Below are 23,909 nucleotides of genomic sequence, written 5' to 3' on the forward strand. Positions count from 1 at the left end.
TGCTCCGTGCATTCCTCTGTGCAACATGGGTCGTTCAGGACACCGAATGAAACAAATCAAAGGGCCCACCCTCCATTATTACCCATAATTCAAGCATAAATCAGGAACATACGTTTGTAAATGAAAAGTATAAGGATGATGCTACAGAAACAAATGGGCATCCGCACTCTCCATCAAGGTCCCATTCGAATTTATTCCCTATCCGTGCGATGTTATAATGAAGGGACACACAATTTGACCGGTGGAATGGATGGGAATATGGGAATGACCGTACGAGAGCATTTTTTTGCCCGCAGTCGAGATAGGCTTGGGGTGGCCCTGAATGATATTCAGAAGCAAGCCGTTCTTCAGACGGAGGGCCCTTTGCTGCTATTAGCTTCGCCCGGATCGGGGAAGACGACGACCCTTATCATGCGGATAGGCTATCTGATTGAAGAGAAGGGCGTGAATCCTTCACGAATCAAGGCGGTGACCTTCAGCCGGGCATCGGCGACCGATATGAAGGAGCGGTACCGGCTCTTTTTTCCGCAGCATCCGGCCGTGGAATTTTCGACAATTCATAGCTTCGCTTATGAAGTGGTGCGGGATCTCTTCCGCCGAACCGGAATGCCTTATCGAATCATTGAGGGGGATATGAAAGGGGAGAACCAGGCACCGGGTCCGGACCATCTGCCTCTCCACAAGAAAATGATCCTGAGAATGCTGTTCCATTCGATAGTCGGCGAACAGATCACCGATGACCAAATGGACGAGCTGACGACCTATATCAGCTTTATCAAGAACAGGATGGTCCCTAGAGACCAATGGTCCGGGGTTAAGGTGGGCGTTCCGGGAGCCGAGGCTGTCCTGCGCGAATACGAGAAGTACAAGGAGTCGAGCCATCCCGAGCGATTGATCGATTACGACGATATGCTGATCCTTGCTAACGATGCGCTGGAGACGGACCGGGAGCTGCTTCGCAGGTATCAAGGGAGGTATGATTATGTTCTAACGGACGAGAGCCAGGATACTTCCAGGGTGCAGCATGCCATGATCGAGAAGCTGGTTCGGGAGCACCGGAATCTGTGCGTCGTGGCCGACGATGACCAGTCGATCTATAGCTGGAGAGGGGCGGATCCGTCCTATTTGCTTAATTTCAAACAGACCTACCCCGAGGCCGTTATTATGCGAATGGAGCAGAACTACCGGTCATCCAAGGAAATTGTCGGTGCGGCCAATCAATTCATAAGACGCAACAAGAATCGCTACGTCAAAAATATGTTTACCGACAATGCCTCTTCAGAGCCTCCCAAGATTCACGTGTTTGCCCGCTACATAGACCAGACCCGATATTTGACGGAGGCAATTCAGAATGCCGAACTGCTTGGAGAAGTGGCGATTTTGTACCGAAACCATTCCTCATCCATTGCATTAATCAATGAGCTGGATCGGGCAGGGATTCCCTTCTATATGAAGGATGCGGATAATCGTTTTTTCTCGCATTGGGTAGTGGAAGATATATTGAACTTCATGAGGATGACCTTTACCGACAAGCGCCCGGACCTGCTGGAGAAAATCCATCTCAAATTTAACGGGTACATCAGCAAGCGGCAGATGGCGGCCTTGAAGGAGATCGACAATCAGGAATCGGTCTTCGACAATTTGCTGAATCATGTCCCGCTGCAGGATTATCAGGTTAAAGCCCTGCAGATGTGCCAGGAAACCTTTCGACAAATGAAGGGAATGCCTCCGCTGCACGCCATCCGGGTCATTCGCGGACGGTTGGGCTACGAGAAGGCTCTGGAGAAGATGTGTGAGCGTCTCGGGTTCCGCAAGGAATCCCTGATCGGAATTCTCAATACACTGGAGGAAATTGCCCATTCCCTAGAGACGATGGAGGAGTTTGCAGGACGGTTGAAATATTTGGAGTCGGTTCTGAAGTCCGCGAAATCGCGGAAGGGGCAGGACGCCGTGACGCTGTCCACGTTTCATAGCGCGAAGGGCCTGGAGTTCGACAGGGTGTACATGATCGATCTGATCGAGGGCATTATTCCGTCTTCGGAAGACCGGAAGGACGATTCGGGCGGGGCACCATTGATGGAGGAAGCGGCCCGTCTCTTCTATGTGGGAATGACGCGGGCAAGAACGCACCTGGAATTGTTGGCCTATCGGGAGAGGGATGGGGAAAAGACGGAGGAATCCGTATTCGTTACGGAAGTCAGAAATATCCTCAACCCGCCGAAGCCGATTTCGCAGGCCGGGAAGGCAGGGAGCGGAAATGAGGGGCGAAGGGGGAAGAAGGGCAGTCAGGGACAGGTGCCCATGGCAATCGATCCCCACGCGATAAGGACTCTATCGGAATTGCAGATGGGCGAGACGGTAAAGCATTCCGTCTTCGGACACGGGGAAATCGTCGAATTAAGTGAGGAAAGCATCAGCATACGGTTCCAAAGGGGAGTCAAGAAGCTCTCCATCCGGGTTTGTCTGGAGAAGGGGCTCTTATCGAATGGGGCGGAGGATGGATCTTAAAGTTAAATTTCGGGAAGGTGGTAAACAAAATGGCGGCCTCAAAGAAGACATTAAGGATTTGTGACAAAGGACATCGATACTACAAAAGCAGCGACTGCCCAGTCTGTCCGGTTTGCGAACAAGAGCAGAAGCCGGACACCGGATTCCTGTTACTGCTTTCCAGCCCGGCCAGACGGGCATTGGAGCACCATGGAATCACTACATTACACAAGCTGTCAGCCTATACCGAACACGAGATACTGCAAATTCACGGGATTGGACCGCGTTCAATGCCTATTCTTCGGAATGCGCTGCAGTCAATAGGCTTGGCGTTCAAGCCCGGGAACAAAGCGAAAGGCAACAAAGCCAATGCCGTGGAAAGCGGCAAAGAGGAAAACGGGATAGCCGACCATTAACGATTCCGGGGCAGATCATTGACCAGTGCGAAACGGCGGCTCCATTTTTTACGGGGGCATGAAGTGGTGGAAATCGCCGAGAAGCGTTACAACAATTCGCAGAACTTTATCAGGGTGTTCAAGCGGATCCACGGCACAACTCCCGGGGAGTTCAGGCTTCTTCGCGGCAGCGTGGAAATCGCATGGAAGCCTTGCAGTGGAAGAGGATTGAACCATCAGACGGAGCCGGGATTACACGGCTCCGTCTTTGTGCTGATAAGCCTCCATCGCTTCTTTCAAAAAGCGCTCCTCTTCCTCGGTAAATGGGGTGGGGAAATCGAATGCCGTAGCCTCTTCAAGTTTTTGGTTAAACTCTGTCAAATTCCCCTTCAATGTCTTGTCCATAAGAATCATTAGCTTCCGGACCATATCTTGGGCTTCAGGAGCGAATGGAGAAACAGCTTGCTGGACCAGCGATTTTATTGTCGATAAAATCTGCATCCATTCTTGTTCTAACCTGAGCTTATCTTCGTGGTGAAGATCGAACAGTTCGTCCGCCTCTTGCTCCGGGAAGTGCCGGCGGCACCAATCCTTCGCCTCTTCCTCCCAAATAAGGGAATGGAGCATGGAGCAAAAAACGGAGACATCGACTTGATGTTGGCCGGCTATCATTTCGCTTAGGTGAGATAGGTTGGCTAAGATATGTTGAATTTCTTCCTGCTTGGCCTTAAATACTTTTTGCTGATACTGCAGGGATTCAGCCAAAGAGGCTTCGTCGATGATGCTTGTATCGATAATCTCTGCAATTTCTTTCAGCGAAAAGCGGAGAAACTTAAGAGCCTGAATTTGGTGCAGCTTCTGCAGATCAGGTATTCCGTACAAACGGTGTCCGCCTTCGGTATATCGGCTCGGAGTCAATAGTCCGATACTGTCATAATAACGAAGGGTACGGATGCTTACCCCAGACCTCTGTGCGAACTCTCCGATTGTAAAGCTCTCTTGTTCCATTGTCGTCCTCCCCTTTCACTGGTTTTAAAATAATGAATGACGGGATAAGAGAAGGTTTTCCCTCTAAGTGTACTGATGGCTGCAATACCAATCAATACAGTTTCAAGCAGTATTAATGCAAGCGAAATGGTTGAAGCAGGACTCCATAGCCTGGATAAACCAGAAAGAAGCAAAAATACCGGAAAAAAAGTAAAGTGCAGGTTCAACCCCTCCTTGGCATGGAAAGAGAAATAGTCGCTTTTTTTACGAACGGCGAAATAGACGATCAGCGGTAGAAAAAACGTCAATAGCAAGGATAAGAAGTGCATTAAGGCGGCCAATAATCTGTGAAGTAACGGTACTTGTTGCATGGTTTGCTCTCTCCTTCAACTTATGGTTATCGCTCACGGCTTCTGATGCAGAAGGTGACTGATGCCATTGTAAAAGGTGACGCGACTGGAGAATCAAGCCCGATATGCTCCAATAATAAAAGAACAGTATAAACTGTCGCTCGCTGGATCGCACGAGCAGGGCTACCGGAAAAACCGATAGCCCTGCTCCTTTTTTATCCTTTTTTCGGCAACCTAATATCGAACGTTGTTCCTTGCGAAGGCTCGCTCTCGACCGTAATGGTGCCGTTGTGGGCTTGAATAAGCTTGTAGACAATGGCCATTCCCAGGCCGGTGCCCTCGGAGGAGGAATCCGTGGTCGTGCCGCGGTAATATTGCTGAAACAGATGCTCCACCGTATGAGCCGGCATGCCTACGCCATTGTCCATGATGCGGATAGCCGCATATTCTCCTTTGTCCGCAAGCTCTACGTAAATATCGGTATTATCCGGATTGTGGATTATGGAGTTCATAAAAATATTTTGCAGGATGCGCTGCATATATTTCGAATCAAAATCAACGTGAATGACAGGCGCATCCGTTTGAAAATGCATAGGGTAGTGGCTGGCTTGCGGATTGTTGCTAATATCGGCAACCACCCTTTTGGTAAATTCGACTATATCCTGATTCGTCTTCTGTAAGGGTAACGTGCCGTCAGCCCGATTGAGCTGGATGACGAGGCTTAAATCCTGGATCAATTCTTCCATGTGTTTTCCTTTATCATCAATTTCCTCGATGAAAGAAATCGCCTCTTCCTTCGACCACTCGTACTGCTTATTCAATAAAAGGGTGGAGTAGCCTTTGATATAGGTCAAAGGTGTTTTCAAATCATGGGAAATCCCCGCAATCCAGTCCTGTTTGGCTTGTTCAATTTTGTTTCTCTCTACTTCGTTCGCTTGCAGTGTGACACCGAGGGATTGAAGCTGCTGGAGCACCTCCTTATACAGGCGGTAGCGCATCCGGAGCTTCCCTTGGCGGGTATATATTTTGGATAAATCGGGAGGCTGCTTATAGTTATCCTGCGAGAGTTGACGAATCCAGGCCATGATAAATCCGATCGGGCCGCCGAAATACCATCCAAACAGGCCGATGCATAGCAGTGTGCTGACCCCGAAGATCCATCCTACGAGCAAAGCTTCATTTTCCGGATTGACACGGATGTCGAAAATGGGAAGCAGGCCTTCCAACAACATGATGATGATGACTCCCGTCCCAAGCATCCAGAGAATAAGTCCTGATGCCAAATGAAGAGTGAATCGAGTTTTTATTCGCATCGGAACGCCTCATTCGGGGGGATGAACTTATAGCCGATTCCCCGCAAATTCACGATAATTTTTGGCTTCCGGGTGTCATCGCCGAGTTTTTTGCGGAGCTTGGAGATATGGATCGTGACTGTTTTCTCTTCTCCGAACACCTCATTTCCCCATACCAATTCATAAAGCTGGGCAGTCGTGAAAATATGATTGGGATGCTTGCAAAAGAAATGCAGCAGTTCCAATTCCTTAGCTGTGCATTCTACAGGTTGATTCTTCACGGTCAATGTTGCAGATTCGGGATGAAAAGTAAAGTATCCATAATCGTATACCGTGTTCTGTTGATGCGTAGTCTCCACCATCCTTTGCCGGCGAAGGATCGCTTTAATTCGGGCAATAACTTCCAGAGGATTAAAAGGCTTCGTTATATAATCATCTCCACCGATTCCTAAACCCGTTAATTTGTCGAAGTCAGTGGAGCGCGCGCTAATAAAAATTATGGGCGCATTCGTATTTTTTCTCATCTCCGTGCATAGTTCAAAACCGCTTATATCCGGAAGCATGATATCGAGCAATATAATATCATATGCTTTTTCTCTGATCCGCTGCAGCGCACCTTTGCCCGTCGATGCGGTGTCTATATGGGTGAAATTTTCTTTCTTCAATGTGATTTCCAACAATTTCGATATTCCGACTTCATCGTCTACGACTAATATTTTTGCCGATTCCATCGATCTTCCCTCATTTCAAACTTATCCTGTCCATCTCTTTCCATTTTACCCTATTTAAAAATGTTACGACTATTTTCCGCAGCGTTTACTTTGATTTTACTTTCATTCCTTAAGCTTAGTGTAGCACATCAATATGAACTCGGGAGGAAATCAAAGTGGAAGCTATCATTGAAATCAATCGAGTCAGCAAGACCTTTCAGGGCACGGAAACAATATCGAATGTCAATATGACCGTCAGCAGGGGAGAAATTTATGGATTTTTAGGCCCGAATGGAGCAGGCAAAACAACCATCATGAAAATGATTTTAAATCTGGTCAAACCATCTTCCGGCGTGATTAAAGTGTTCAAGCAGCCAGTTTTGCCAATATCTTATCAATATTTAAAAAGGATAGGCAGCATCATCGAATATCCCGTGTTTTATGACCGGCTAACGGCGGAACAGAATTTGGAGTTTCATTGTAAATATGTGGGCTATGGCGATAAGACAGCGATTAAGGAAGCGCTGGGAATCGTAGGTCTTCATGGAGTGGGGAATAAAAAAATCCACGAATTTTCCTTAGGTATGAAGCAGCGGCTGGGGATTGCGCGGGCGATTGTTACGAAGCCTGAAATCCTCATTCTGGATGAACCTATTAATGGGTTAGATCCTATCGGGATTAAGGACATACGCGAGCTCCTCTTGCTTTTGAAAGAGAAATACGGGACAACCATATTAATTTCGAGCCACATCGTATCGGAAATCGAATCTGTCGCCGATACCATCGGCATTATTCATCATGGGAAATTATTAAAGGAAGTAAAGATGGAGTCCATCCGAAGGCAAAATTCCGGATCGTTGGAAGAATACTTCATCAAACTAATTCATGGAGGCAATCTATATGCTTAAACTGATTCAACTTGAGTGGGAAAAAAGTAACGTATCCAGTTATTTTAAAGGATTAGCCATTTGCATTGCCGCTATTTTCGCTGCCGTTGCTCTGATGGCGTGGGGTTCTCACGAGGAAAGCAGCCACATGTTTCCGGATTATGCCGCATTCATGTCTTTAACAAATATTTTGATTCGCATCGTGTATATCATTTTCTCAAGCGTTATCTTATCACGATTAGTAATTGAGGAATACAAGAGCAACATGATTCAAGTGCTGTTTACCTACCCGCTGCAGCGGAAAAAAATCATTCAAGCCAAGCTATCCATTGTCTTTGGATTCTGTTTCTTCAGCATCCTCTTAACGACGTTGATCATTAATCTGTTAACTTACTTCTTGAACCCGATAATGGGTTTATTCGAAGCGCCGGTTCGTATAGACGAAATGGCGGCTGCCATTCCAGCAACGTTGTTGAGTGCATTTATGATAGCTGGAATCAGCTTGATTCCTTTATCCTTTGGCATGAGGAAAAAATCTGCGGCTTCCACTATCACCTCGGCTGTCATCATTGGATTTGTCATTAACGCGACGGTTTCGGATGGGGGAACCTCGACCAGCTTGTTCCAGTTCATAGCCATCCCGATTTTACTCTGTCTGCTGGGTCTAATTATCGGGTATCTTTCTTTTTTCAAAGTGGACAAAATCGATGTGCGTTGAGATTTACACCTAAATTAAGCATTCCATTCCGATCGCCAACGTATTATGGCTGGTTGTTTATAAGGCTCGTCTGTCAGGGGAGTGACGGTTTCTCCTTGTACTCTATCATTGACTTAACGAAGATTGGTTCGGTGCCTCCGGGAATCTATGAGGCCTTTACGTCGATACGCCACAACATGTCGATAAGAAGGAGGGGGAAATAGATGGCGAATCAAGTGCTGATATGGAGTTGTTTATTATGGGTTGCCACCATCATCGTCAATGCGATTCCTAAACTTGAAACGGGAAGTCAGAAGGTGCTTATCAGTCTGTTTTATACGGGCGGACTTGGAGTCTAGGGCGGTATCGGATGGCTGGTCACGAGGAATAAGGGGTAACTGGAAGGACATTAATGAGGTATAAAAATCGCCGCTTAGCCGTAAGGCAAGGCTGGGGATTTTTATACCTAAAATCTATTTGCTATCTAATAGTTATTGCCAGTCAAACGTTCCGTTCACACTAACATTAGCAGTATTTGTATCTGGTGTGCCGATAACGACATAGTATTCACCAGCATCTAGGGTGCTTGTACCTATAGTTCCAGAAGCACTACCTCCTGATAATTTTGAAATATAGTACTGTATATTAGGGTCGTTTTTACTTACAAATCCAATTTGAATATCTTGTCCGGTAGGAGACCAGTTTACACTATATTTTAATTTGTCTTTGCCTGGATCAATGTAATAGGTTGAAGAACTGGCCACGTAATGATTTGGTTCTAAACTTGAAGAGCTGATTGAAAAACTAGCCAAGATATCAAAGTCAGGACTCGTGTCCTCAATTACCTCAAGTACTCCAGCAGTTTCAGCTCTTTGGTAAGATTCTTGCTTCAAGACCTCATTTTGATCAGGTTGTTCGATCTTAACAGATTTCGGTTTTTGTAATACAGCTTCATCAGTAACTCCATTCCCATCAGTATTGTTAGATGGGAACGCAGCAACCGATCCTAGCAATACTAATACTAAAGACAATGAAATGACAGAAAACCACTTCTTTCCTTTCAAAGACATACAAATTCTCCTTTCATATTATTGCAACAACCCATAATAAAAAGAAAAAAACCTCCTTTATATTAGGTATCTATCCAAAATTTGGGTTGTTATATACTAAGACACCGTCAACTTCAAAAACGTTCTACGAAAATTAGCAAAATCAAAATTAAGCGGGAAAACACAGAGAGGCTCTCTGTGTTTTTTACTAGGTTCATATCCGGTCGCAACATAAGAAATTTGTAAGAAACGAGTAAGAAATAAGCAAACAATGATTTTTATAATGAAGCTTGTAACGAAACGGAGGTGGTTTAATGCTGGAACTGATGAGGCTCGAAATGCGCAAGTTTCCCGTCGGTCCTTATATTCGCGCGGCAGCGTTAGCCAATGTCGTGGTTTTGGCCCTTATTTGTCTGGTTAGTATCTTCGGCGAGGTAAAGGAGGCTCTGTCTCATTACGGCATGGCTTTTACGCTCATCGATACGATTATGCGGGGGATTTATATTGTGTTCGCAGCGGTGCTGCTGTCACGAATAATCATCGATGAGTTCCGCAGCAGAACGATCACGCTTCTGTTCATGTATCCCATCAACCACAAAAAGCTCCTCGCAGCCAAGCTGCTTATCGTGGTGCTGTTCACGTTGTGTGCGATTTTTGCGGGCAATTTGTTCGTAGGGATCGGCTTCTATGTGTTTAATCTGGTCACACCTATCGTACCGGAGCCGATAACTGTATCTGTGGCGGCCCAGTCCCTGATAACGATGGGGATGAGCGCCTTGGCGACAAGCTTCTTGAGCTTGATTCCGTTGTTCTTCGGAATGCGCAAGCATTCCATTGCGGCCACCATCTTATCATCGCTTATCGTTGTGATGCTCGTCTGTCAGAATGTTGACGGCTTCTCGCTGTACTCTGTCATTGCTGTGCCGATTAGTTTGGCGCTTCTGGGAATCTCCGTGGCCTATATGTCGATACGCCATATCAAACATGCTGATGTATGAAATAACGAAGTAGAGGAGGAAAAGAGATGGCCAATCAAGTGTTGAAATGGATCTTTTTATTATGTGTGGCCACCATCGTCGCGAATGGGCTTCTTTATATGGGAACGGGAAACCAGAAGTTGCTCATCAGTTTGTATAGCGCGGCCGGACTTGGAGTTTTAAGCGGGATCGGATGGCTGTTCACGAGGTAACTGGAAGGAAATTAACGGTATACTATCATAGGTATTACCTCCCTTCCGGAGATTAAACCGCCCCCCCCCATCCGAGAATATCGAGTGATTCTATAATTTTACTTCCCATGATTACAAGTTCTGTGTGTCCTACCCTGAAATAAACTGGAAATAAAAATTTCGAAAAATTGGATAGGGAAAACTATATATGCAACTTTACTTTTGTCGTCGACCCCGATAGTGTAATAACACCCGGGGACCGACGACATATTGATTTTTGGAGATATACGAAGGAATAAGGAGAAAAGTAAAGATATTCTGGAGAATCTTCTTTTTCAATCAGGTGAAAATAGCAAGCAGGACATACAAGGCAGAATGTAGAAGGTTTATATGACGCTGTTTTTACGGGTTCAGTAACTACCTATGAGGATTTGAAATTCAGTAGGGTCGTATGCACGGAATTTAATGCGAAGGTGTTTAGCAACTACTTATAGGGCAAAACTATTAAAAATGGTAAAGCTAGGCTAAGGGTTCAAACGTTACCTGAACGACAAAAAAAGTAGCGATCACAATGATGAAATTTTCTGAAAATGGAAAGGAATCAATCCAATGTGGCAACAAATCGATGATTTAAAGCGTCAGATTGATGCGAAGCGACCGCTGCATCCGGATCTAATGAAAACAATCGCTCAGAAATTTCGTGAAGAGTGGACGTATCATTCAAATGCTATTGAGGGCAATACGTTTTCGTATCAGGAAACCGCTTTTTTTCTCCGTGAGGGACTTACCATAAAGGGGAAAACGTTGCGTGAACATCTTGAAATTGTAAATCACGCCGAAGCAATCGATTATCTCCAGGACGCTATTCAAGACAGAAAGCTTAGCGAAAGATTAATTAAGGATTTTCATGCCATCCTCTTTCAGGGCGTACGAAACCTTGATTTTCAGCCGGGCGAATATAAAAAGAAAGATAATCATGTCTTAACGATTTCGGGGAAAATCCATCATTACACATCATATGTTCAGGTTCAGCAAGAAATGGAGAATTTGATACGCTGGTATGAGGAGTCTAAGAAACATCCGGTAGAACTTGCCGCCATGTTTCACCATAGATTCGTTGCTATCCATCCTTTTTCGGATGGCAATGGGCGGGTTGGGCGCTTAGCCATGAACTTTATCTTGATGCAAAATGGTTTTCCTCCGGCGATCATCCGAAATGAGAACCGACAAGAATATTATACTGCGTTGGAGCAGGCTGACCAAGGCAACCCCAAGCCTTTTATCCAGATCATCGCAAATGAAGTCTTTCACGCGTTACAATTGATGGCATCGGTCTAACGCGGTCTAACGTTTTCCGGTTCAAGTTCTCTTTTTGGTTCCGATGATAATAACGTATTTATAAGGATTTGAAATAACGCTTCAGGTGAGTAATCCTCTTTGGATAGATTGAAATTAATATTTGTCGTCGACCTCCAATAGCGTAAAAATCCCCGGGGATCGACGGCACAATGGTTTTGGGAGTAGAACGAAGAAAGTGGATGAGAAGTAAAGATATTCTGGAATAATCTTCTTTTCTTAACTGGGTGAAAATAGCAAGCAGGACAAAGAGGCTGAATGTAGAATGCTTATTATGATGCCGTTTTTACGGGTTTAGTAACTACCTATGAGGATTTGAAACTGATGAGCTCAAGGCGGAAGAGAATGTCCGAGCCCAGTTTAGTAACTACCTATGAGGATTTGAAACTTGAAGAGGCGAAACGTCAGAGGGACGAATCGGTTGTTTAGTAACTACCTATGAGGATTTGAAACTCGTCAGAATAGTATCGACCGGGAAAATCAAATTTGCAGTTTAGTAACTACCTTTGAGGATTTGAAACACCGAAGTGGTTCATAATGTATCGAAAATGTTTTTGAGTTTAGTAACTACCTATGAGGATTTGAACTCACGAGAACAAGGAGCAGATCACCCCCGTCCGATAACATATATGGTATTTTAAAAATGGGAGGCTGGTAGCATGCGAGCGACAAGCATTTTGAAAAGACTGGAATCCCTCGATTATGTCGTCGAGGAGAACGTAATCTATCCTGCCGTCTATATGTCGTTTGATGAAGTTTCTGAGGTAATTGACGACTATGTAGACGGGAAAGGAATCAATTTCAAGTCCATCCCGCTTCCGCGCCGGAGGCGCTCTTGAAATGTGGAAGGGAGCCTATCGGCTCCCCTGAGTGGTATATCCGTTTGCGTTGCTGCTGCATTTGGATTTGCTTCTCGTAGGCTCTCTGCTCCTCGTCAGTTAGTGCATACTTAGCGAGATTTCAGCCTCCCAATCCCGGAACATCTCCCGAGACATGCCATCCGGTTTCGCCGCTTTTTATTGGGGTTTTTCACCCCCGACGCGGCACTAACGTTTAGTAACTACCTATGAGGATTTGAAACTCGTTCATGACAAGCTGATTCTTGTCCTTCGTTAGCGTTCAGTAACTACCTATGAGGATTGAAACAATGTTCCGTTTTTCAATCATCCCCAGATATACAGTCGGGAGCCGCTTGAATCCATATAGCTGTCGCGTCTTCGTTTGTAACGTACCTATAAGGATTTGAATCTGTCAACGAGTTGCAGGTGTACAGTCTAGATATTCGGTTTATAACCCACCTTGCCCCCCCAATAACACCTATAGCCCGCAGCGGGGTTCCCCAGAATCATGCTGCGGGCTAAAATCTGCCTTGAAAAACGACACCGTTGTCGTTTATAATGAACTAAACCGACGTTCATGCCGTTTTTATTAAGGAGGGTAAGCTTCATGGCCCCGAAGGTCAGCGATGAATACAAAATTCAGAAGAAGAAAGAACTGCTGGAAGCCGCGGAGAGAGTGTTCGTTCGCAAAGGTCTGACTCAAGCGACGATGCAGGATGTTATGGAGGAGGCTGGAGTATCCAGAGGGGCGTTGTACTCTTATTTTGACAATATAGAGCATGTGTTTGTAGAGGTTATGCAGCAGGAGGACCAGCGGGAGCTACTCTTCTTCGCATCGGAGGAGCGAGCCCCTTCGTGGACGGCGTTAGCCGGATGGATCCGACAGCAAGAAGGGAGCATAGAGTGCATCCGGAACTCTCTTCTGCGGGCTAAGGCGGAGTTTTTCCTGACGGTCCATGATGTGCGAAATTCGCAGGCCCACCCTTATGTTACGGAGCGGTATCAAGCTTTGGCGGACGCTATTACGAGATTTATTGAATTGGGGATGGAGCAGGGAGAGTTTCAGCCCCGGCTGGCTCCTGCGTCTGTCGCTTTATATTTAATTTCATTTATGGATGGATTGATGCTGGACACGTACCAGTTAGGGTCGGAGAGAACCCGGGTCAAGGAGCAGCTTGAGGCTCTGCTTTTCTCATTGCAGGGAATGCTGAGTCCGGTCAACCATTAGCCTCACGGCGGGAAAGGAGCAACAGTGATGTTATTCGAATCTTCGAAAATCACTTTCAGAAAAATGACGGCGGAGGATGCAGAGCTCTATCATGAGTGGCGCAATGACTTGGAAGTGATGCACACGACCAATCCTTATTTGGATATTTATCCGCTGGAGGAGACGAGAAGCTTCGTCCAGCAGGTGATCCTGGGCTCTCCCTCCTCGAAGAGCTACATCGTTATGGATAAAGAGACCGGAACGCCGATCGGAATCACTTCATTAATTAATATCGATCTGAAAAACCGCAATGCCGAATGCATTATCGATATTGGAAATAGAGCGTACTGGGGACAAGGATACGGGAAGGAGACGCTGCGGCTGCTGCTCGATTATGCGTTTCTCGAAATGAACCTGCATCGTGTGTCGCTCAGGGTCTTTTCCTTCAATGACAAAGCGGTCAAGCTGTATGAGAAGCTGGGCTTTCAACATGAGGGGATTTCCCGGCAGTGCCTGTTCCGTGGAGGGGCATGGCATGACATCGTTCATATGGGGCTTCTCCAGAGAGAGTATTTGGCCGAAACGCGACAATGATAAATAGCTTTGAAAAGCAGCCATCTCCTAAGTTTAGGGGATGGTTTTTATTTTTGGAAGAAGTCATCATTGTGGCATCAGAAAGTCATAAGGATGGTGGCCGGCTATTCCGCCTGCAATATAGAATGAAGTTGTAAGGGCTTACTTCACCTTGATGAGAAGGGGCTGGATCATGAGAAGGTTGTCGCATTTAAGGAAAAGTCTGAAAAAGTACAAATGGCTGCTTCTTATGACATTGCCGGGAATTGTGTATTTGTTTATCAACAATTACATCCCGATGTACGGCGTCATCCTTGCATTCAAAAATTATAATTATGTCGATGGGATTTGGGGGAGCGAGTGGGCCGGGCTTGATAATTTTAAATTTTTGTTCAACTCGCAGGACGCCTACATCATTACCCGGAATACCTTCCTCTACAATTTCGTCTTTATCGTTCTGAATTTGGTTCTATCCGTACTGGTGGCGCTTCTGATCAATGAAATCAAGGACAAAGTGATCAGCCGGTTCTATCAGAGCACTTTCCTGCTTCCGAATATTATCTCTATGGTTGTAGTCGCTTATCTGGTGTACAGCTTTCTGAATGCGGACAGCGGTCTTGTGAACAGGCTGTTGATCAAATGGTTCGGCGCCGAGGCGATATCCTGGTACGGCGAACCGAAGTATTGGCCGTATATTCTCGTCATTGTTAACGCCTGGAAAAATGTCGGCTATCTCTCCATCATTTATTTTGCCTCGATTATAGGAATAGACAAGGAATATTATGAAGCCGCCACTATCGATGGCGCTAACAAGTGGAAACAGATGACCCGGATTACGATTCCGCTCATATTACCCGTCATCATCACCATGACTCTGCTTGCAATCAGCGGCATCCTGCGGTCGGATTTCGGATTGTTCTATCAGGTGCCTATGAATACCGGCGCTTTAATTCCGACGACAAATACGATCGATACCTTTGTGTACCGGGCCATGATTCAATCGGGCGATATCGGAATGTCGACGGCGGCGGGATTCTATCAATCGGTAGTCTGCTTCGTTCTCATCTTGGCGGCGAATACGGCTGTCCGACGCATCAATAAACGGGACGCATTATTTTAGACAAGGGGGAAATGGGAATGGAGTTGAACCTAAACGGGAAGAAGGAAGAAATTGCGGTGAAATTGACCCTGAAAAAACGCATGGGCTCATCCTTGATTCACCTGTTTTTCTGGGCATTTACCATTGCCTCGATAGTTCCGTTCCTTCTTGTATTCATGGTATCCATATCCAGCGAGGAATCTATTCTCCAGAATGGTTACTCATTGTTTCCGAGTGAAATCAGCTTTGCGGCTTATCAATTTCTGTTCAATGATTTTTCAGAAATCGCGCGAGCCTATGGAGTCACCATACTGACCACTCTCGTCGGCACGGCTGCCAGTCTGTTGATCACCGCTTTTTTTGCATACCCGTTATCCCGGCCGGACCTTCCCTTCCGCCGCACCATTTCCTTCTATATCTTCTTCACGATGCTGTTTGGCGGAGGGATGGTGCCTTGGTACATCACCTATGTAACGATGTTTAATTTGAAGAATACGATTTTTGCCATGATTATTCCCAACCTGCTGCTTAGCGCATTTAACGTGCTGCTGATGCGCAGCTTCTTCGCCTCGACCATCCCCGAATCGGTCATCGAATCCGCAACCATTGACGGGGCCGGTGAGCTGAAAATATTTTTTCAAATCGTCGTACCGCTTTCTCTGCCGATTATGGCTACGATCGGGCTGTTCAACACATTATCCTACTGGAACGACTGGTATAACTGCATGCTATTTATCGATAAGCCCGAGCTCTACAATATCCAATATTTGATGACGAAGACACTCACCAATATCCAATATCTTCTGATGAAGTCCAACAGTTCGGCCCAGGTCGGCGAGCTGCTTGCCAAAATGCCGCGCGAAACGGTGCGGATGGCCCTTGCCATTGTCGGAATTGCCCCTTTATTGTTCGCCTACCCGTTCTTCCAGAAATATTACATCAGCGGGATTACGAGCGGCGCGGTCAAAGGTTAGATAGAACCGGATGCCTTAGAGGAGGTGAGGTTGGCAGGATACTGCGGCTTCCATGCATGTTTTACAAAAGATTAAACGAGGAAGGGGACGCCATGACATGAAAAAAGTCTACCATTTAGTATGGATGATTATGTTATGCGGAATGCTGGCATTGACAGGCTGCGCTAAAGGGGAAGCCGGAAAGACAACGGATTCCGGGACTACGCCCGCAACAAAGACGGGAGGTACCAGTCCTTACAAAATCACGCTAGTATACCCTGCGACCGCACCCAAAGATCTGCAGCTTGTGCAGGATGAAATGAGCAAATATTTGACGGAAAAGATCAATGCTACGATTGAGCTTAAACCTATCGAATGGGCTTCCTGGGACGATAAAACCAATCTGATGAAGATATCCAACGAACCGTTCGATCTTATGTTTACGGCCAGCTGGTTCTCGTATGCGAAGGATGTGGCCAAGGGGCAGTATCTGGAACTTGACGAATTAATGGCCGAATACGGCAAGGATATTCCAGGGATTCTCGGTGAGGATTTCATTAAAGGCTCGAGAATCGGGGGCAAGCTGTACGCGCTTCCTACCAAGAAGGAGTTCGGGCAGGGCTTCGGTTTTCTGCTCGACAAGAAACTGGTTGACAAGTACAAGTTCGATATCAATGGCGTGAAATCTCTCGAGGATATGGAAGCCATGTTCCAGACGATCAAGGAAAATGAGCCGGGAGTTACACCGATCGTATCAAGTAAATTTACGAATATTTGGGAAGCGGCGAATTACGATGGAATCGTTGCGAACCTGGCTATTCCCCTCGGAAGCAAAGAACTGAAGGCTATAGATACGTTGGAAGACCCCAATTTTATTAATTTCTATAAACGTATGCATCAATGGAACCAGAATGGCTGGTTCGATAAGGATATCCTGACCTCGGATGCCGATCAGGGCTTGAACATGATCAAGGCAGGGAAGGCGTTCGCCGTTGCCCAATCCTTGAAGCCGGGGAAGGACCGGGAAATGAGCGTGAGCCTGGGGATTGAGCTTGTGCAGGTAGAAACGGCAGAGCCTTTTACGACGACAGGGGATGCCCAAGGGGCCATGCTGGGAATATCCCGGACGTCCAAAGATCCTGCGAGAGCGATGATGTTCCTTAATCTGCTCTACAGCGATCCGAAGCTTCTGAATATGCTGGACTGGGGGATCGAAGGCAAGCACTATGTGAAGAAATCCGATAACATTATCGACTATCCGGAAGGCATGAATGCAGATACGCAAACCTACCCCAATCCCGGAGGCTGGATGTTCGGCAATCAGTTCAACTCCTACCTGTGGGTGAACGAAGATCCGAAGAAGTGGGAAAAATTCGAGGAATTTAATCAACGGGCAGAGCGTTCCATCGCTCTCGGCTTCACCTTTAACCAAGAGCCTGTCAAATCGGAAATGGCTTCTTTGGCAAATGTGGAGAAAGAGTTCGGAGCGACCTTAAGATCGGGAGCCGTTGATCCGGAGAAGATTATCGCCAAGTGGAAGGAAAAGCGGCAGGCCGCCGGCTTTGACAAAGTCCGGGCGGAAGTCGACAAGCAGTTGGCTGAATGGGCGCAGAACAAATAACGGATATATAAGAGACGAGAGGGAAATCTGAACCGGGACTATCGTTATGAGTCCTTAATAAGATTCCCTTTTTCTCGTATGAAGCTATACTTGGAAGTGTAGATAAAAAGCATCACATTCTACTAATATCCTCATAGAGCGGGGTAGTCAAGACGATGTCCAATATTAAGCATTCGCTTCGCTTTAAGTTAATCATCGGCTTTTCTATAATCGTGGTGCCTCTGGTCATACTGCTGCTCTACAACAATTATTACGCTTCGAACATTATCAGGGAGCAAGTGGCGGATTCCAATAAAAACTCGATGATTCTCTATTCGAATCAGATCGAGGCGGCCCTGAACAAGGAAACCAACTTTTTATACAATATCGCCGTCGAGGATCCGAACATCGCTGCCCTGTCGCAGCTGCTGGATGATCCGGATGAGTACTATTTGGCCAAGGCCAGAATATTGAACACGTTGACTCGCTATCACCGTTTTGACAACAGCGTTGATCTTCTGTTTATTTACTCGGTAGAGAAGCAGGATCTCTTCAGCACGCCGATCAAAACCCAATCCTATGAAGAGCTGCAATCGATTAAAACATCCATTGAAAACCTCGTCAAGGACGTTCGCCCGGACAGCGCCTATTTCGGCGAATGGAAGGCAATCGAATACAGTGAACACCAATATGCATTAATCCGGTTGGTGGATACGGGAGACGATTTTTATCTGGGAGCCTTCGTCAAGCTGGAGAACCTGATGATCCCCCTCGATTTAATCCACCTTGAGGAAGGCTTCGCCAGCTTCGTTAATAACCGGGGAGAATGGATGACAAGCACGGCCGGGATCGACCCGCATCGCTTGAATGACTCTCTTGCCCTGGAATCGAATGAATTGTATCAGGTAGTAGAGAAGGATGACCGAAATTATATCGTCGTTATGAATCCGATTAATGGAACAGATGTGATTCTAAGCGCGTTTGTTCCGGAAGCCCGGATGCTGAAAAATTTATATCATTTTCGGAAGGGAATTATTATTTTATCGGTCGGTGTGTTTTGTATCCTGATCATTTATTTGGCATACCTCAATGATATCATCATGAAACCGATGAACAATCTGATTCGGGGGATGCGGAGAATTAAGCATGGGAACTGGGATACCCGCCTACATTCGTCCGGATCGAAGGAATTTGCCATTATCAATGAAACCTTCAACAGCATGGCCTCGCAGATTCATGAACTGAAGATCAGCGTGTATGAAGAACAGATCAAAGCGCACAAGGCCGAGCTTAAGCATTTGCAGCTGCAAATCAATCCCCACTTTCTGCTCAACTCTATTAATATCGTTTACAATCTGGCTGAGATAAAAAATTATAGCGTGATCCAACTGATGTGAATGAATTTGGTCAAATATTTCCGGTTTACGACCAAGACAAACCAAATCGTTGTAACGATCGCTGAAGAAATGGAGCATATGGAGAGCTACATCAAAATTCAGCAGGTTCGTTTTCCCGGGCGCGTAACCTATGAGATTCACATATCCGACGGAGCGGAGAAGGCGGCCATTCCGCCCCTGTTAATTCAGCCTTTCATCGAAAATGCAATTAAATATGGTTTTGATTTCATGGATCATCCTTTTCATATAGCTATTTATATCCGTCTACTAGAGCACGAGCGATTGGAAATTGTCATTTCGGATAACGGCAATGGCTTCTCTGAAGAAATTCTGGAGAAGCTGCAGACGGGCGGCTACTTGGAAAGTCAGAACGGAGAGCATTTGGGGATTTCCAATGTGCAGTACAGGCTCAAGCATATTTTTGGCCAGCAGACGCAGCTGGAGTTTGATAACGCACCGGATTCCGGTGCGAGAATCCGAATCGCACTTCCTTTTCGAACGGTAGAGAAGTTTACTTCATATTGATGATCTGAATGGAGGCAGTCGCAATGTACAAGGCGCTGATTGTGGACGATGAGATCTACGCGGTGATGGGGATCCGAAGCGGTGTGAATTGGCAGGATCTCCAGGTGTCCGAAGTATATGAGGCTTATAATATGCGGGATGCGCTGCGGGTATTTGAACGCACTCCGATCGATGTCATGGTTTGTGATATTGAAATGCCCAGAGGAACAGGGATCGAGCTTCTTGAGCGGGTAAATGAAATTTCTCCCGGTACGGAAACGATTTTTCTGACCGCCCATTCAGCCTTCGACTTCATGAAGAGAGCGATCCAACTGGACGGATTCGATTATCTGTTGAAGCCGATTGAATTCGATGTGCTTCAGGAGACTATCGCCAAAGCACTGCAGTCCATTAGACAGGAACGGGAGCTGCTTCAATTGCGCGAGCAGTATAAACCTTACTACGAGATGTGGCGAAGGAAAAAGACTCTCCTTACGGATAAGTTCTGGAACGATTTATTGTCGGGCAGAATGGTCTGCTCTGCGGACAATATAGCAGGCATCCTTGAGGAGCATGAGCTTACGGGTCTCCAGGATGCCGTATTCCTGCCTGTTCTGGTAAGCGTCGAATCGTGGCTGCGCGAGTTCAGCACGAAGGATGAAGAGATGATGGAATATGCCGTTCGCAAAGGAGCATCCGAAATGCTGCTTCTTACCGGCCAGGGTGAAGTCATTCAGACCAAGCAGGGCGTGAATGTCGTTATCATCGTCGGAGTGGATGGAGGAGCGGAAGCGATGAACGAGCTGCATTCGCGCTGTGAAAGCTACATCCGGGACTGTCGTAAATACTTCAGCTGTAACGTTTCCTGTTATATTGGAAAGAGCTCCACTCTCTATGATATAGCCGAAACGTACAGACGGCTGCTGCAGATGGAGTACAACAATTTGAATAAATCCAACCAGGTGTATACATTGGCTGCGGCAGGCCCCTATTCGATTAGGACGATGATTCCGCGCCTATCTGCCTGGACCTTTCTGCTGGAACAGGGCAAGCTGGACGAATTGCAGAGAGAGATTCGCTGCCTTATCGCGGAAATGAGCGGCATTCCGGGACTTTCGATTGTAGAGCTGGAAGGGTTTCGTCATGAATTTATGCAGATGGTGCATTATATTCTTCATAAGAACGGACTGTCCGCCTTTGAACTGTTTCAGGATCAAGAAGGAATTCTGCTGAACGCCAGGCCTCGCAGCCTTGAGCAATTGGAGGCTTCAACTCTTCGAGCGGTTCAGGTTATTTATGATCAATTGCATCAGAATCATTCGGTGGTTCAGCGTGTCCAGTACTATATCACAGAGCACTTACATGAACCGATCACCAGAGAGCAGCTCGCCGGCTGCGTTCATCTCAATCCCGCCTACCTGTCCCGCCTGTTCAAACGTGAAGTCGGGGAATCGATCACGGATTATATCCTGCATGCCCGGATGTCCCGGGCCAAAGAGCTGATTACCGGCTCGACCATCCCGATCTCCGATGTAGCCCGAAGCCTTGGCTATCACAATTTTTCGCATTTTTCCAAAATGTTCAGAAAGGTATATCATACTTCACCACAGCAATGCAGACAGCAATCCGGTAAAATGAACCAGCACTTATAGCGGGCTCATGCCGTATTTGTTCCGACAAAAGCTTGCTTCAAAAGGAAGCGGTCTGTATAATTTCAGAAGTGATCTTGACCTAATGAACAGGTGGTTATTCCATGTCGTCGTATTTATTTCCGATCAAGCAGGCCTTTATTACTTTCCCGATTGCGGCCTTCGTCATTCTGCTTCCGTTCCTGCTATACCATTATCGCAAGTACGGCTATGTCAATTGGTATCGCTCCATTGTGCTCTATTCCTTGCTGCTGTATGCAATGGCGGCTTACTATCTGGTCATTCTCCCTCTTCCGGAGACGACCAATACTTGCAGTCTGCAGCCTCCTGGCACGAAGCATATGCAGTTAATGCCGTTTTATTTTGTCGTAGATTTCTTGCGGGAGACCGGGTTCCAGTGGGACCATCCGATGACCTATATCGGAGTTCTGAAGGAGAGGGCTTTTCAGCAGGCGGCCTTTAACTTCTTGCTGCTATTTCCATTAGGGATTTATTTGAGATATTACTTTCATCGAACCTGGTTCCAAACGCTGATATTGTCGTTTCTGGCTTCGTTATTTTTCGAGCTGACCCAGCTTTCCGGGCTTTATGGCATTTACAATTGTCCGTACCGGCTGTTCGATGTGGACGATTTGCTTCTGAATACATCAGGGGCCATGGCGGGATGCCTCATTGCGCCAATAATCACCGGATTTCTGCCGAACACGAAAAAGCTGGATGAAGGAATTGATCTGGCTGCCCGACCGGTTTCGATGATCCGCCGGACCATTGCCTTGGCCATCGACTGGCTGCTGATCGGATTCATCAACGGATTTTTAAGCCTATTCGGGAGGATGAATTCCTGGCTGGAGGTTGCTCTCGTTGTCTTCCTCTACTTCATTGTCATTCCTTCCGCCACTAATGGCGTTACGTTGGGCAAATCGATCGTCCGCATCCGGGTGAAAGGGGCCGGGGAGAAGGTGACGCTGAAGGAGCTGTCGATCCGTTACGGCATTCTGTACTTCGGGATTTTCGGTTTGAATGTTCTGTTCCTGCAGATCGCAGCGGGAGGGAGCTTTGTCCGGATATTCTTCATGGCGCTTCTGTTTATCGTCGGGCTGGGCAATCTTGTCTTCGCCGTTCATTTCATGCTTCGCTTGTTCAGCCGGGACAAAACGTTGTTTTACGAAAAGCTCAGCGGCACCAGGAATGTGATCATTCCGCCCGGAAATAAACAAAATGAAAAGCCGGATCCGTCTTAACGGGTCCGGTTTTTCCTTTTTCCGGATCGGCATTCGCTTCGGAGAAGGGGTGGTGACCGGTGTCGCCGCAGGACGAGCATATACCCGGATTTTCGGTACTCTAACAGACGGCCTCGGTGATTCTTTTTTTGCTGAGGCCCTTTTTCTGTGAAAAGCTCAATTTTCGGATTTCATTGACAATGAGAATCTTTATCAATTAGAATGGTAGGGAATACCACCATCCGTAAATGGGAGAGGAGAGGGACAGATCGTGTTTATCGAGACTAAGACCATCGTGGTTAAGGAAGGAACCTCCAATAAAGTCGTTGAACGGTTTAGCGGAGAAGGGGCTATTGAGAAGTCTCCCGGATTTATAGATTTGAGCGTAATGGTCAAGAAAACGGTACGAGGCGATGAAGAAGTGGTCGTCATGGTCCGCTGGGAATCCGAGGAGGCGTGGAAAGGATCGGAGAAGAGCGAAGTCCATCTGGAAGGACATCGGCAGGCTAGAGGCAAGCCAAAGCCAGAGCATATCGTTAGCTCCAGTCACGCCGTATACTATGTCAAGGCACAGAAAGGCCCCTACGCCGCAAGTGCTTCCGAAGTATGATCGACCGATATGGGATAGTGGGAGCTTTTATGCGGTAATCCTCTACCGGGTTAAGTATCGCCTTTATAGATGGAATCCGGATCAGGACTGGCATATTGCCGGTTAATGGGCAGCTGGCAGTAGTAGACTTGATAGGCTGCCTGCCCCCTAAATGTTCAAAACGCGCGCCTTCTCGGGGGCGCGTTGCTGCGTTTGATGGACTGGTCAAAAGCGGTCAAAAGCCTTTTCGCCCAGGGCGAGGCCTTTTCTCAAACGTGTGCTTCTCCCGGGAATCAGGATTGTACTGTGGAGGGATGACGGGTACAATGGATTCCAAGGTGGTGCTTGGCGAATCTAGCTCTGTCGTTGCTTTGACGACGGAATACCGAGGCGCCGTAACCGGAAGCAAGAACGACCAGAGATCATTCGCACGCTCTTCTGCCCGGCAGCTCCATTTAGACAGCGTCTTTAAGGGAATGTACCGGATGCAGGAGGACAGGGTGAATAAAGCGGGGTGAGCAACAAATGGCCAAGAAGAGAAGACAGGCTTCACCGTCCAATCGGCCTTCTTCTGCGGAGCAGCCGGCCACATTGAAGGATTTACTGAGCAGCGAGATGGTCGATAAGCTGAAAGCTCAGGCGAACGAGATCAAGGCGGAAGAAGAGAAGCGGAAGGAAGAAGAACGCAAGAAGGCGGAACAAGCCCGCAAGGTCGAGCAGGAGAGACTCGATAATGATTTCGAGCATTTGCTGAAGAACTCCAATATGGACTGGCGGAAATACAAATAACGGGCTTCCATGGGGAGCCGGGAGTGGCACTTCGTGGCGAAGGAACACTGGGGAGAGCAGCCTGGCGGCATGTGGTTGACCACCGTCATGTGACGTCAAACACCGCGCGCAG

General features: G+C 46.9%; 22 protein-coding genes, 3 pseudogenes and 1 CRISPR repeat array. Of the genes and pseudogenes, 20 read left to right on the plus strand and 5 right to left on the minus strand.

Going from position 1 to position 23,909, the window contains the following annotated elements:
* The first annotated feature begins 264 nt into the window (after positions 1–264).
* Both ACTHRH_RS20775 and ACTHRH_RS20780 read left to right on the plus strand, forming a co-directional pair.
* Positions 265–2,508 carry an ATP-dependent helicase gene (locus ACTHRH_RS20775; protein ID WP_440417516.1) on the plus strand — a complete coding sequence of 748 codons (2,244 nt, stop codon included), beginning with the start codon at positions 265–267 and terminating at the stop codon, positions 2,506–2,508.
* Between the two features lie 29 nt (positions 2,509–2,537).
* Positions 2,538–2,825: pseudogene (locus ACTHRH_RS20780) on the plus strand (RNA polymerase alpha subunit C-terminal domain-containing protein); the annotation flags it as partial.
* A 309-nt stretch (positions 2,826–3,134) separates the two neighbouring features.
* Here ACTHRH_RS20780 and ACTHRH_RS20785 read toward each other — a convergent pair.
* The 4 genes from ACTHRH_RS20785 to ACTHRH_RS20800 all read right to left on the minus strand — a co-directional run bounded on the left by ACTHRH_RS20785 (position 3,135) and on the right by ACTHRH_RS20800 (position 6,242).
* The gene (locus ACTHRH_RS20785) at positions 3,135–3,890 is read right to left on the minus strand and encodes a MerR family transcriptional regulator (protein WP_150959851.1); all 756 of its coding nucleotides are present in this window, start codon (positions 3,888–3,890) and stop codon (positions 3,135–3,137) included.
* Complete coding sequence (locus ACTHRH_RS20790; protein ID WP_150959850.1) at positions 3,839–4,240, minus strand: DUF4870 domain-containing protein; 402 nt, start codon at positions 4,238–4,240, stop codon at positions 3,839–3,841. Before ACTHRH_RS20790 ends, ACTHRH_RS20785 begins: the two co-directional genes overlap by 52 nt.
* A 194-nt stretch (positions 4,241–4,434) precedes the next feature.
* Positions 4,435–5,532, minus strand: coding sequence for a sensor histidine kinase (locus ACTHRH_RS20795; RefSeq protein ID WP_440417476.1), 1,098 nt, complete (start codon positions 5,530–5,532; stop codon positions 4,435–4,437).
* On the minus strand, positions 5,523–6,242 hold the full coding sequence (locus ACTHRH_RS20800; protein ID WP_379287060.1) for a response regulator transcription factor: 720 nt from the start codon (positions 6,240–6,242) through the stop codon (positions 5,523–5,525). Before ACTHRH_RS20800 ends, ACTHRH_RS20795 begins: the two co-directional genes overlap by 10 nt.
* A 155-nt stretch (positions 6,243–6,397) precedes the next feature.
* Between ACTHRH_RS20800 and ACTHRH_RS20805 the strand changes: the two are divergent.
* From ACTHRH_RS20805 to ACTHRH_RS20815, 3 genes and pseudogenes are all read left to right on the plus strand, one after another.
* Positions 6,398–7,084, plus strand: a pseudogene (locus ACTHRH_RS20805) (ATP-binding cassette domain-containing protein); the annotation flags it as partial.
* Positions 7,085–7,121: 37 nt separating this feature from the next.
* Positions 7,122–7,826, plus strand: a complete 705-nt coding sequence (locus ACTHRH_RS20810) for an ABC transporter permease (RefSeq protein ID WP_440417478.1) — start codon at positions 7,122–7,124, stop codon at positions 7,824–7,826.
* A 203-nt stretch (positions 7,827–8,029) separates the two neighbouring features.
* On the plus strand, positions 8,030–8,164 hold the full coding sequence (locus ACTHRH_RS20815) for a hypothetical protein (protein WP_255453003.1): 135 nt from the start codon (positions 8,030–8,032) through the stop codon (positions 8,162–8,164).
* 132 nt (positions 8,165–8,296) lie between these two features.
* Here the strand turns inward: ACTHRH_RS20815 and ACTHRH_RS20820 are convergent, their stop codons facing one another.
* Positions 8,297–8,875, minus strand: coding sequence for a hypothetical protein (locus tag ACTHRH_RS20820; protein WP_150959849.1), 579 nt, complete (start codon positions 8,873–8,875; stop codon positions 8,297–8,299).
* A 293-nt stretch (positions 8,876–9,168) separates the two neighbouring features.
* On the opposite strand from ACTHRH_RS20820, the gene ACTHRH_RS20825 reads away from it, so the two are divergent.
* The 15 genes and pseudogenes from ACTHRH_RS20825 to ACTHRH_RS20895 all read left to right on the plus strand — a co-directional run bounded on the left by ACTHRH_RS20825 (position 9,169) and on the right by ACTHRH_RS20895 (position 23,797).
* Positions 9,169–9,852 (plus strand): ABC transporter permease, encoded by a 684-nt coding sequence (locus tag ACTHRH_RS20825; RefSeq protein WP_440417481.1) that lies wholly within the window; start codon positions 9,169–9,171, stop codon positions 9,850–9,852.
* Between the two features lie 26 nt (positions 9,853–9,878).
* Positions 9,879–10,043, plus strand: coding sequence for a hypothetical protein (locus ACTHRH_RS20830; protein WP_191964290.1), 165 nt, complete (start codon positions 9,879–9,881; stop codon positions 10,041–10,043).
* A 588-nt stretch (positions 10,044–10,631) separates the two neighbouring features.
* Complete coding sequence (locus ACTHRH_RS20835) at positions 10,632–11,360, plus strand: Fic family protein (protein WP_379287068.1); 729 nt, start codon at positions 10,632–10,634, stop codon at positions 11,358–11,360.
* Positions 11,361–11,670: 310 nt separating this feature from the next.
* Positions 11,671–11,967: a CRISPR direct-repeat array (repeat unit 31 nt; unit sequence GTTTAGTAACTACCTATGAGGATTTGAAACT).
* A gap of 70 nt (positions 11,968–12,037) precedes the next feature.
* A complete protein-coding gene (locus ACTHRH_RS20840) occupies positions 12,038–12,217 on the plus strand; it encodes a hypothetical protein (protein ID WP_150959279.1) in 180 nt (59 codons plus the stop codon).
* A gap of 607 nt (positions 12,218–12,824) precedes the next feature.
* Positions 12,825–13,445 carry a TetR family transcriptional regulator gene (locus ACTHRH_RS20845; protein ID WP_440417483.1) on the plus strand — a complete coding sequence of 207 codons (621 nt, stop codon included), beginning with the start codon at positions 12,825–12,827 and terminating at the stop codon, positions 13,443–13,445.
* Positions 13,446–13,472: 27 nt separating this feature from the next.
* Positions 13,473–14,018, plus strand: a complete 546-nt coding sequence (locus ACTHRH_RS20850) for a GNAT family N-acetyltransferase (protein ID WP_144938063.1) — start codon at positions 13,473–13,475, stop codon at positions 14,016–14,018.
* 172 nt (positions 14,019–14,190) lie between these two features.
* A complete protein-coding gene (locus ACTHRH_RS20855; protein WP_440417486.1) occupies positions 14,191–15,117 on the plus strand; it encodes an ABC transporter permease in 927 nt (308 codons plus the stop codon).
* An 80-nt stretch (positions 15,118–15,197) separates the two neighbouring features.
* A complete protein-coding gene (locus ACTHRH_RS20860) occupies positions 15,198–16,070 on the plus strand; it encodes a carbohydrate ABC transporter permease (protein ID WP_144938178.1) in 873 nt (290 codons plus the stop codon).
* 97 nt (positions 16,071–16,167) lie between these two features.
* Positions 16,168–17,670 (plus strand): ABC transporter substrate-binding protein, encoded by a 1,503-nt coding sequence (locus ACTHRH_RS20865; protein WP_440417488.1) that lies wholly within the window; start codon positions 16,168–16,170, stop codon positions 17,668–17,670.
* Positions 17,671–18,758: 1,088 nt separating this feature from the next.
* Positions 18,759–19,571 (plus strand): annotated as a pseudogene (locus ACTHRH_RS20870) (sensor histidine kinase).
* 23 nt (positions 19,572–19,594) lie between these two features.
* Positions 19,595–21,202 (plus strand): response regulator, encoded by a 1,608-nt coding sequence (locus ACTHRH_RS20875; protein ID WP_144935541.1) that lies wholly within the window; start codon positions 19,595–19,597, stop codon positions 21,200–21,202.
* Positions 21,203–21,303: 101 nt separating this feature from the next.
* Positions 21,304–22,440, plus strand: coding sequence for a VanZ family protein (locus tag ACTHRH_RS20880; protein WP_150959275.1), 1,137 nt, complete (start codon positions 21,304–21,306; stop codon positions 22,438–22,440).
* 250 nt (positions 22,441–22,690) lie between these two features.
* On the plus strand, positions 22,691–23,029 hold the full coding sequence (locus ACTHRH_RS20885; protein ID WP_440417490.1) for an antibiotic biosynthesis monooxygenase: 339 nt from the start codon (positions 22,691–22,693) through the stop codon (positions 23,027–23,029).
* A gap of 305 nt (positions 23,030–23,334) precedes the next feature.
* Positions 23,335–23,526, plus strand: a complete 192-nt coding sequence (locus ACTHRH_RS20890; protein WP_150959274.1) for a hypothetical protein — start codon at positions 23,335–23,337, stop codon at positions 23,524–23,526.
* A 7-nt stretch (positions 23,527–23,533) separates the two neighbouring features.
* Positions 23,534–23,797: a YqkE family protein gene (locus tag ACTHRH_RS20895; protein ID WP_144935530.1), complete on the plus strand. Its 264-nt coding sequence runs from the start codon at positions 23,534–23,536 to the stop codon at positions 23,795–23,797.
* The last annotated feature ends 112 nt before the right edge of the window (positions 23,798–23,909 follow it).

The sequence above is a fragment of the Paenibacillus sp. SAFN-117 genome (genome assembly GCF_051966115.1).
Lineage (GTDB): Bacteria > Bacillota > Bacilli > Paenibacillales > NBRC-103111 > Paenibacillus_L > Paenibacillus_L residui.

Bases quoted from the DNA above. Each gene is read 5' to 3' on its own strand.
- ACTHRH_RS20795 (WP_440417476.1), bottom strand. From the start codon at position 5,532: ATGCGAATAAAAACTCGATTCACTCTTCATTTGGCATCAGGACTTATT.
- ACTHRH_RS20810 (WP_440417478.1), top strand. From the start codon at position 7,122: ATGCTTAAACTGATTCAACTTGAGTGGGAAAAAAGTAACGTATCCAGT.
- ACTHRH_RS20860 (WP_144938178.1), top strand. From the start codon at position 15,198: ATGGGCTCATCCTTGATTCACCTGTTTTTCTGGGCATTTACCATTGCC.
- ACTHRH_RS20850 (WP_144938063.1), top strand. From the start codon at position 13,473: ATGTTATTCGAATCTTCGAAAATCACTTTCAGAAAAATGACGGCGGAG.
- ACTHRH_RS20785 (WP_150959851.1), bottom strand. From the start codon at position 3,890: ATGGAACAAGAGAGCTTTACAATCGGAGAGTTCGCACAGAGGTCTGGG.
- ACTHRH_RS20890 (WP_150959274.1), top strand. From the start codon at position 23,335: ATGGATTCCAAGGTGGTGCTTGGCGAATCTAGCTCTGTCGTTGCTTTG.
- ACTHRH_RS20845 (WP_440417483.1), top strand. From the start codon at position 12,825: ATGGCCCCGAAGGTCAGCGATGAATACAAAATTCAGAAGAAGAAAGAA.
- ACTHRH_RS20895 (WP_144935530.1), top strand. From the start codon at position 23,534: ATGGCCAAGAAGAGAAGACAGGCTTCACCGTCCAATCGGCCTTCTTCT.
- ACTHRH_RS20825 (WP_440417481.1), top strand. From the start codon at position 9,169: ATGCTGGAACTGATGAGGCTCGAAATGCGCAAGTTTCCCGTCGGTCCT.
- ACTHRH_RS20820 (WP_150959849.1), bottom strand. From the start codon at position 8,875: ATGTCTTTGAAAGGAAAGAAGTGGTTTTCTGTCATTTCATTGTCTTTA.
- ACTHRH_RS20835 (WP_379287068.1), top strand. From the start codon at position 10,632: ATGTGGCAACAAATCGATGATTTAAAGCGTCAGATTGATGCGAAGCGA.
- ACTHRH_RS20865 (WP_440417488.1), top strand. From the start codon at position 16,168: ATGAAAAAAGTCTACCATTTAGTATGGATGATTATGTTATGCGGAATG.
- ACTHRH_RS20800 (WP_379287060.1), bottom strand. From the start codon at position 6,242: ATGGAATCGGCAAAAATATTAGTCGTAGACGATGAAGTCGGAATATCG.
- ACTHRH_RS20880 (WP_150959275.1), top strand. From the start codon at position 21,304: ATGTCGTCGTATTTATTTCCGATCAAGCAGGCCTTTATTACTTTCCCG.
- ACTHRH_RS20855 (WP_440417486.1), top strand. From the start codon at position 14,191: ATGAGAAGGTTGTCGCATTTAAGGAAAAGTCTGAAAAAGTACAAATGG.
- ACTHRH_RS20815 (WP_255453003.1), top strand. From the start codon at position 8,030: ATGGCGAATCAAGTGCTGATATGGAGTTGTTTATTATGGGTTGCCACC.
- ACTHRH_RS20830 (WP_191964290.1), top strand. From the start codon at position 9,879: ATGGCCAATCAAGTGTTGAAATGGATCTTTTTATTATGTGTGGCCACC.
- ACTHRH_RS20840 (WP_150959279.1), top strand. From the start codon at position 12,038: ATGCGAGCGACAAGCATTTTGAAAAGACTGGAATCCCTCGATTATGTC.
- ACTHRH_RS20790 (WP_150959850.1), bottom strand. From the start codon at position 4,240: ATGCAACAAGTACCGTTACTTCACAGATTATTGGCCGCCTTAATGCAC.
- ACTHRH_RS20875 (WP_144935541.1), top strand. From the start codon at position 19,595: ATGTACAAGGCGCTGATTGTGGACGATGAGATCTACGCGGTGATGGGG.
- ACTHRH_RS20775 (WP_440417516.1), top strand. From the start codon at position 265: ATGACCGTACGAGAGCATTTTTTTGCCCGCAGTCGAGATAGGCTTGGG.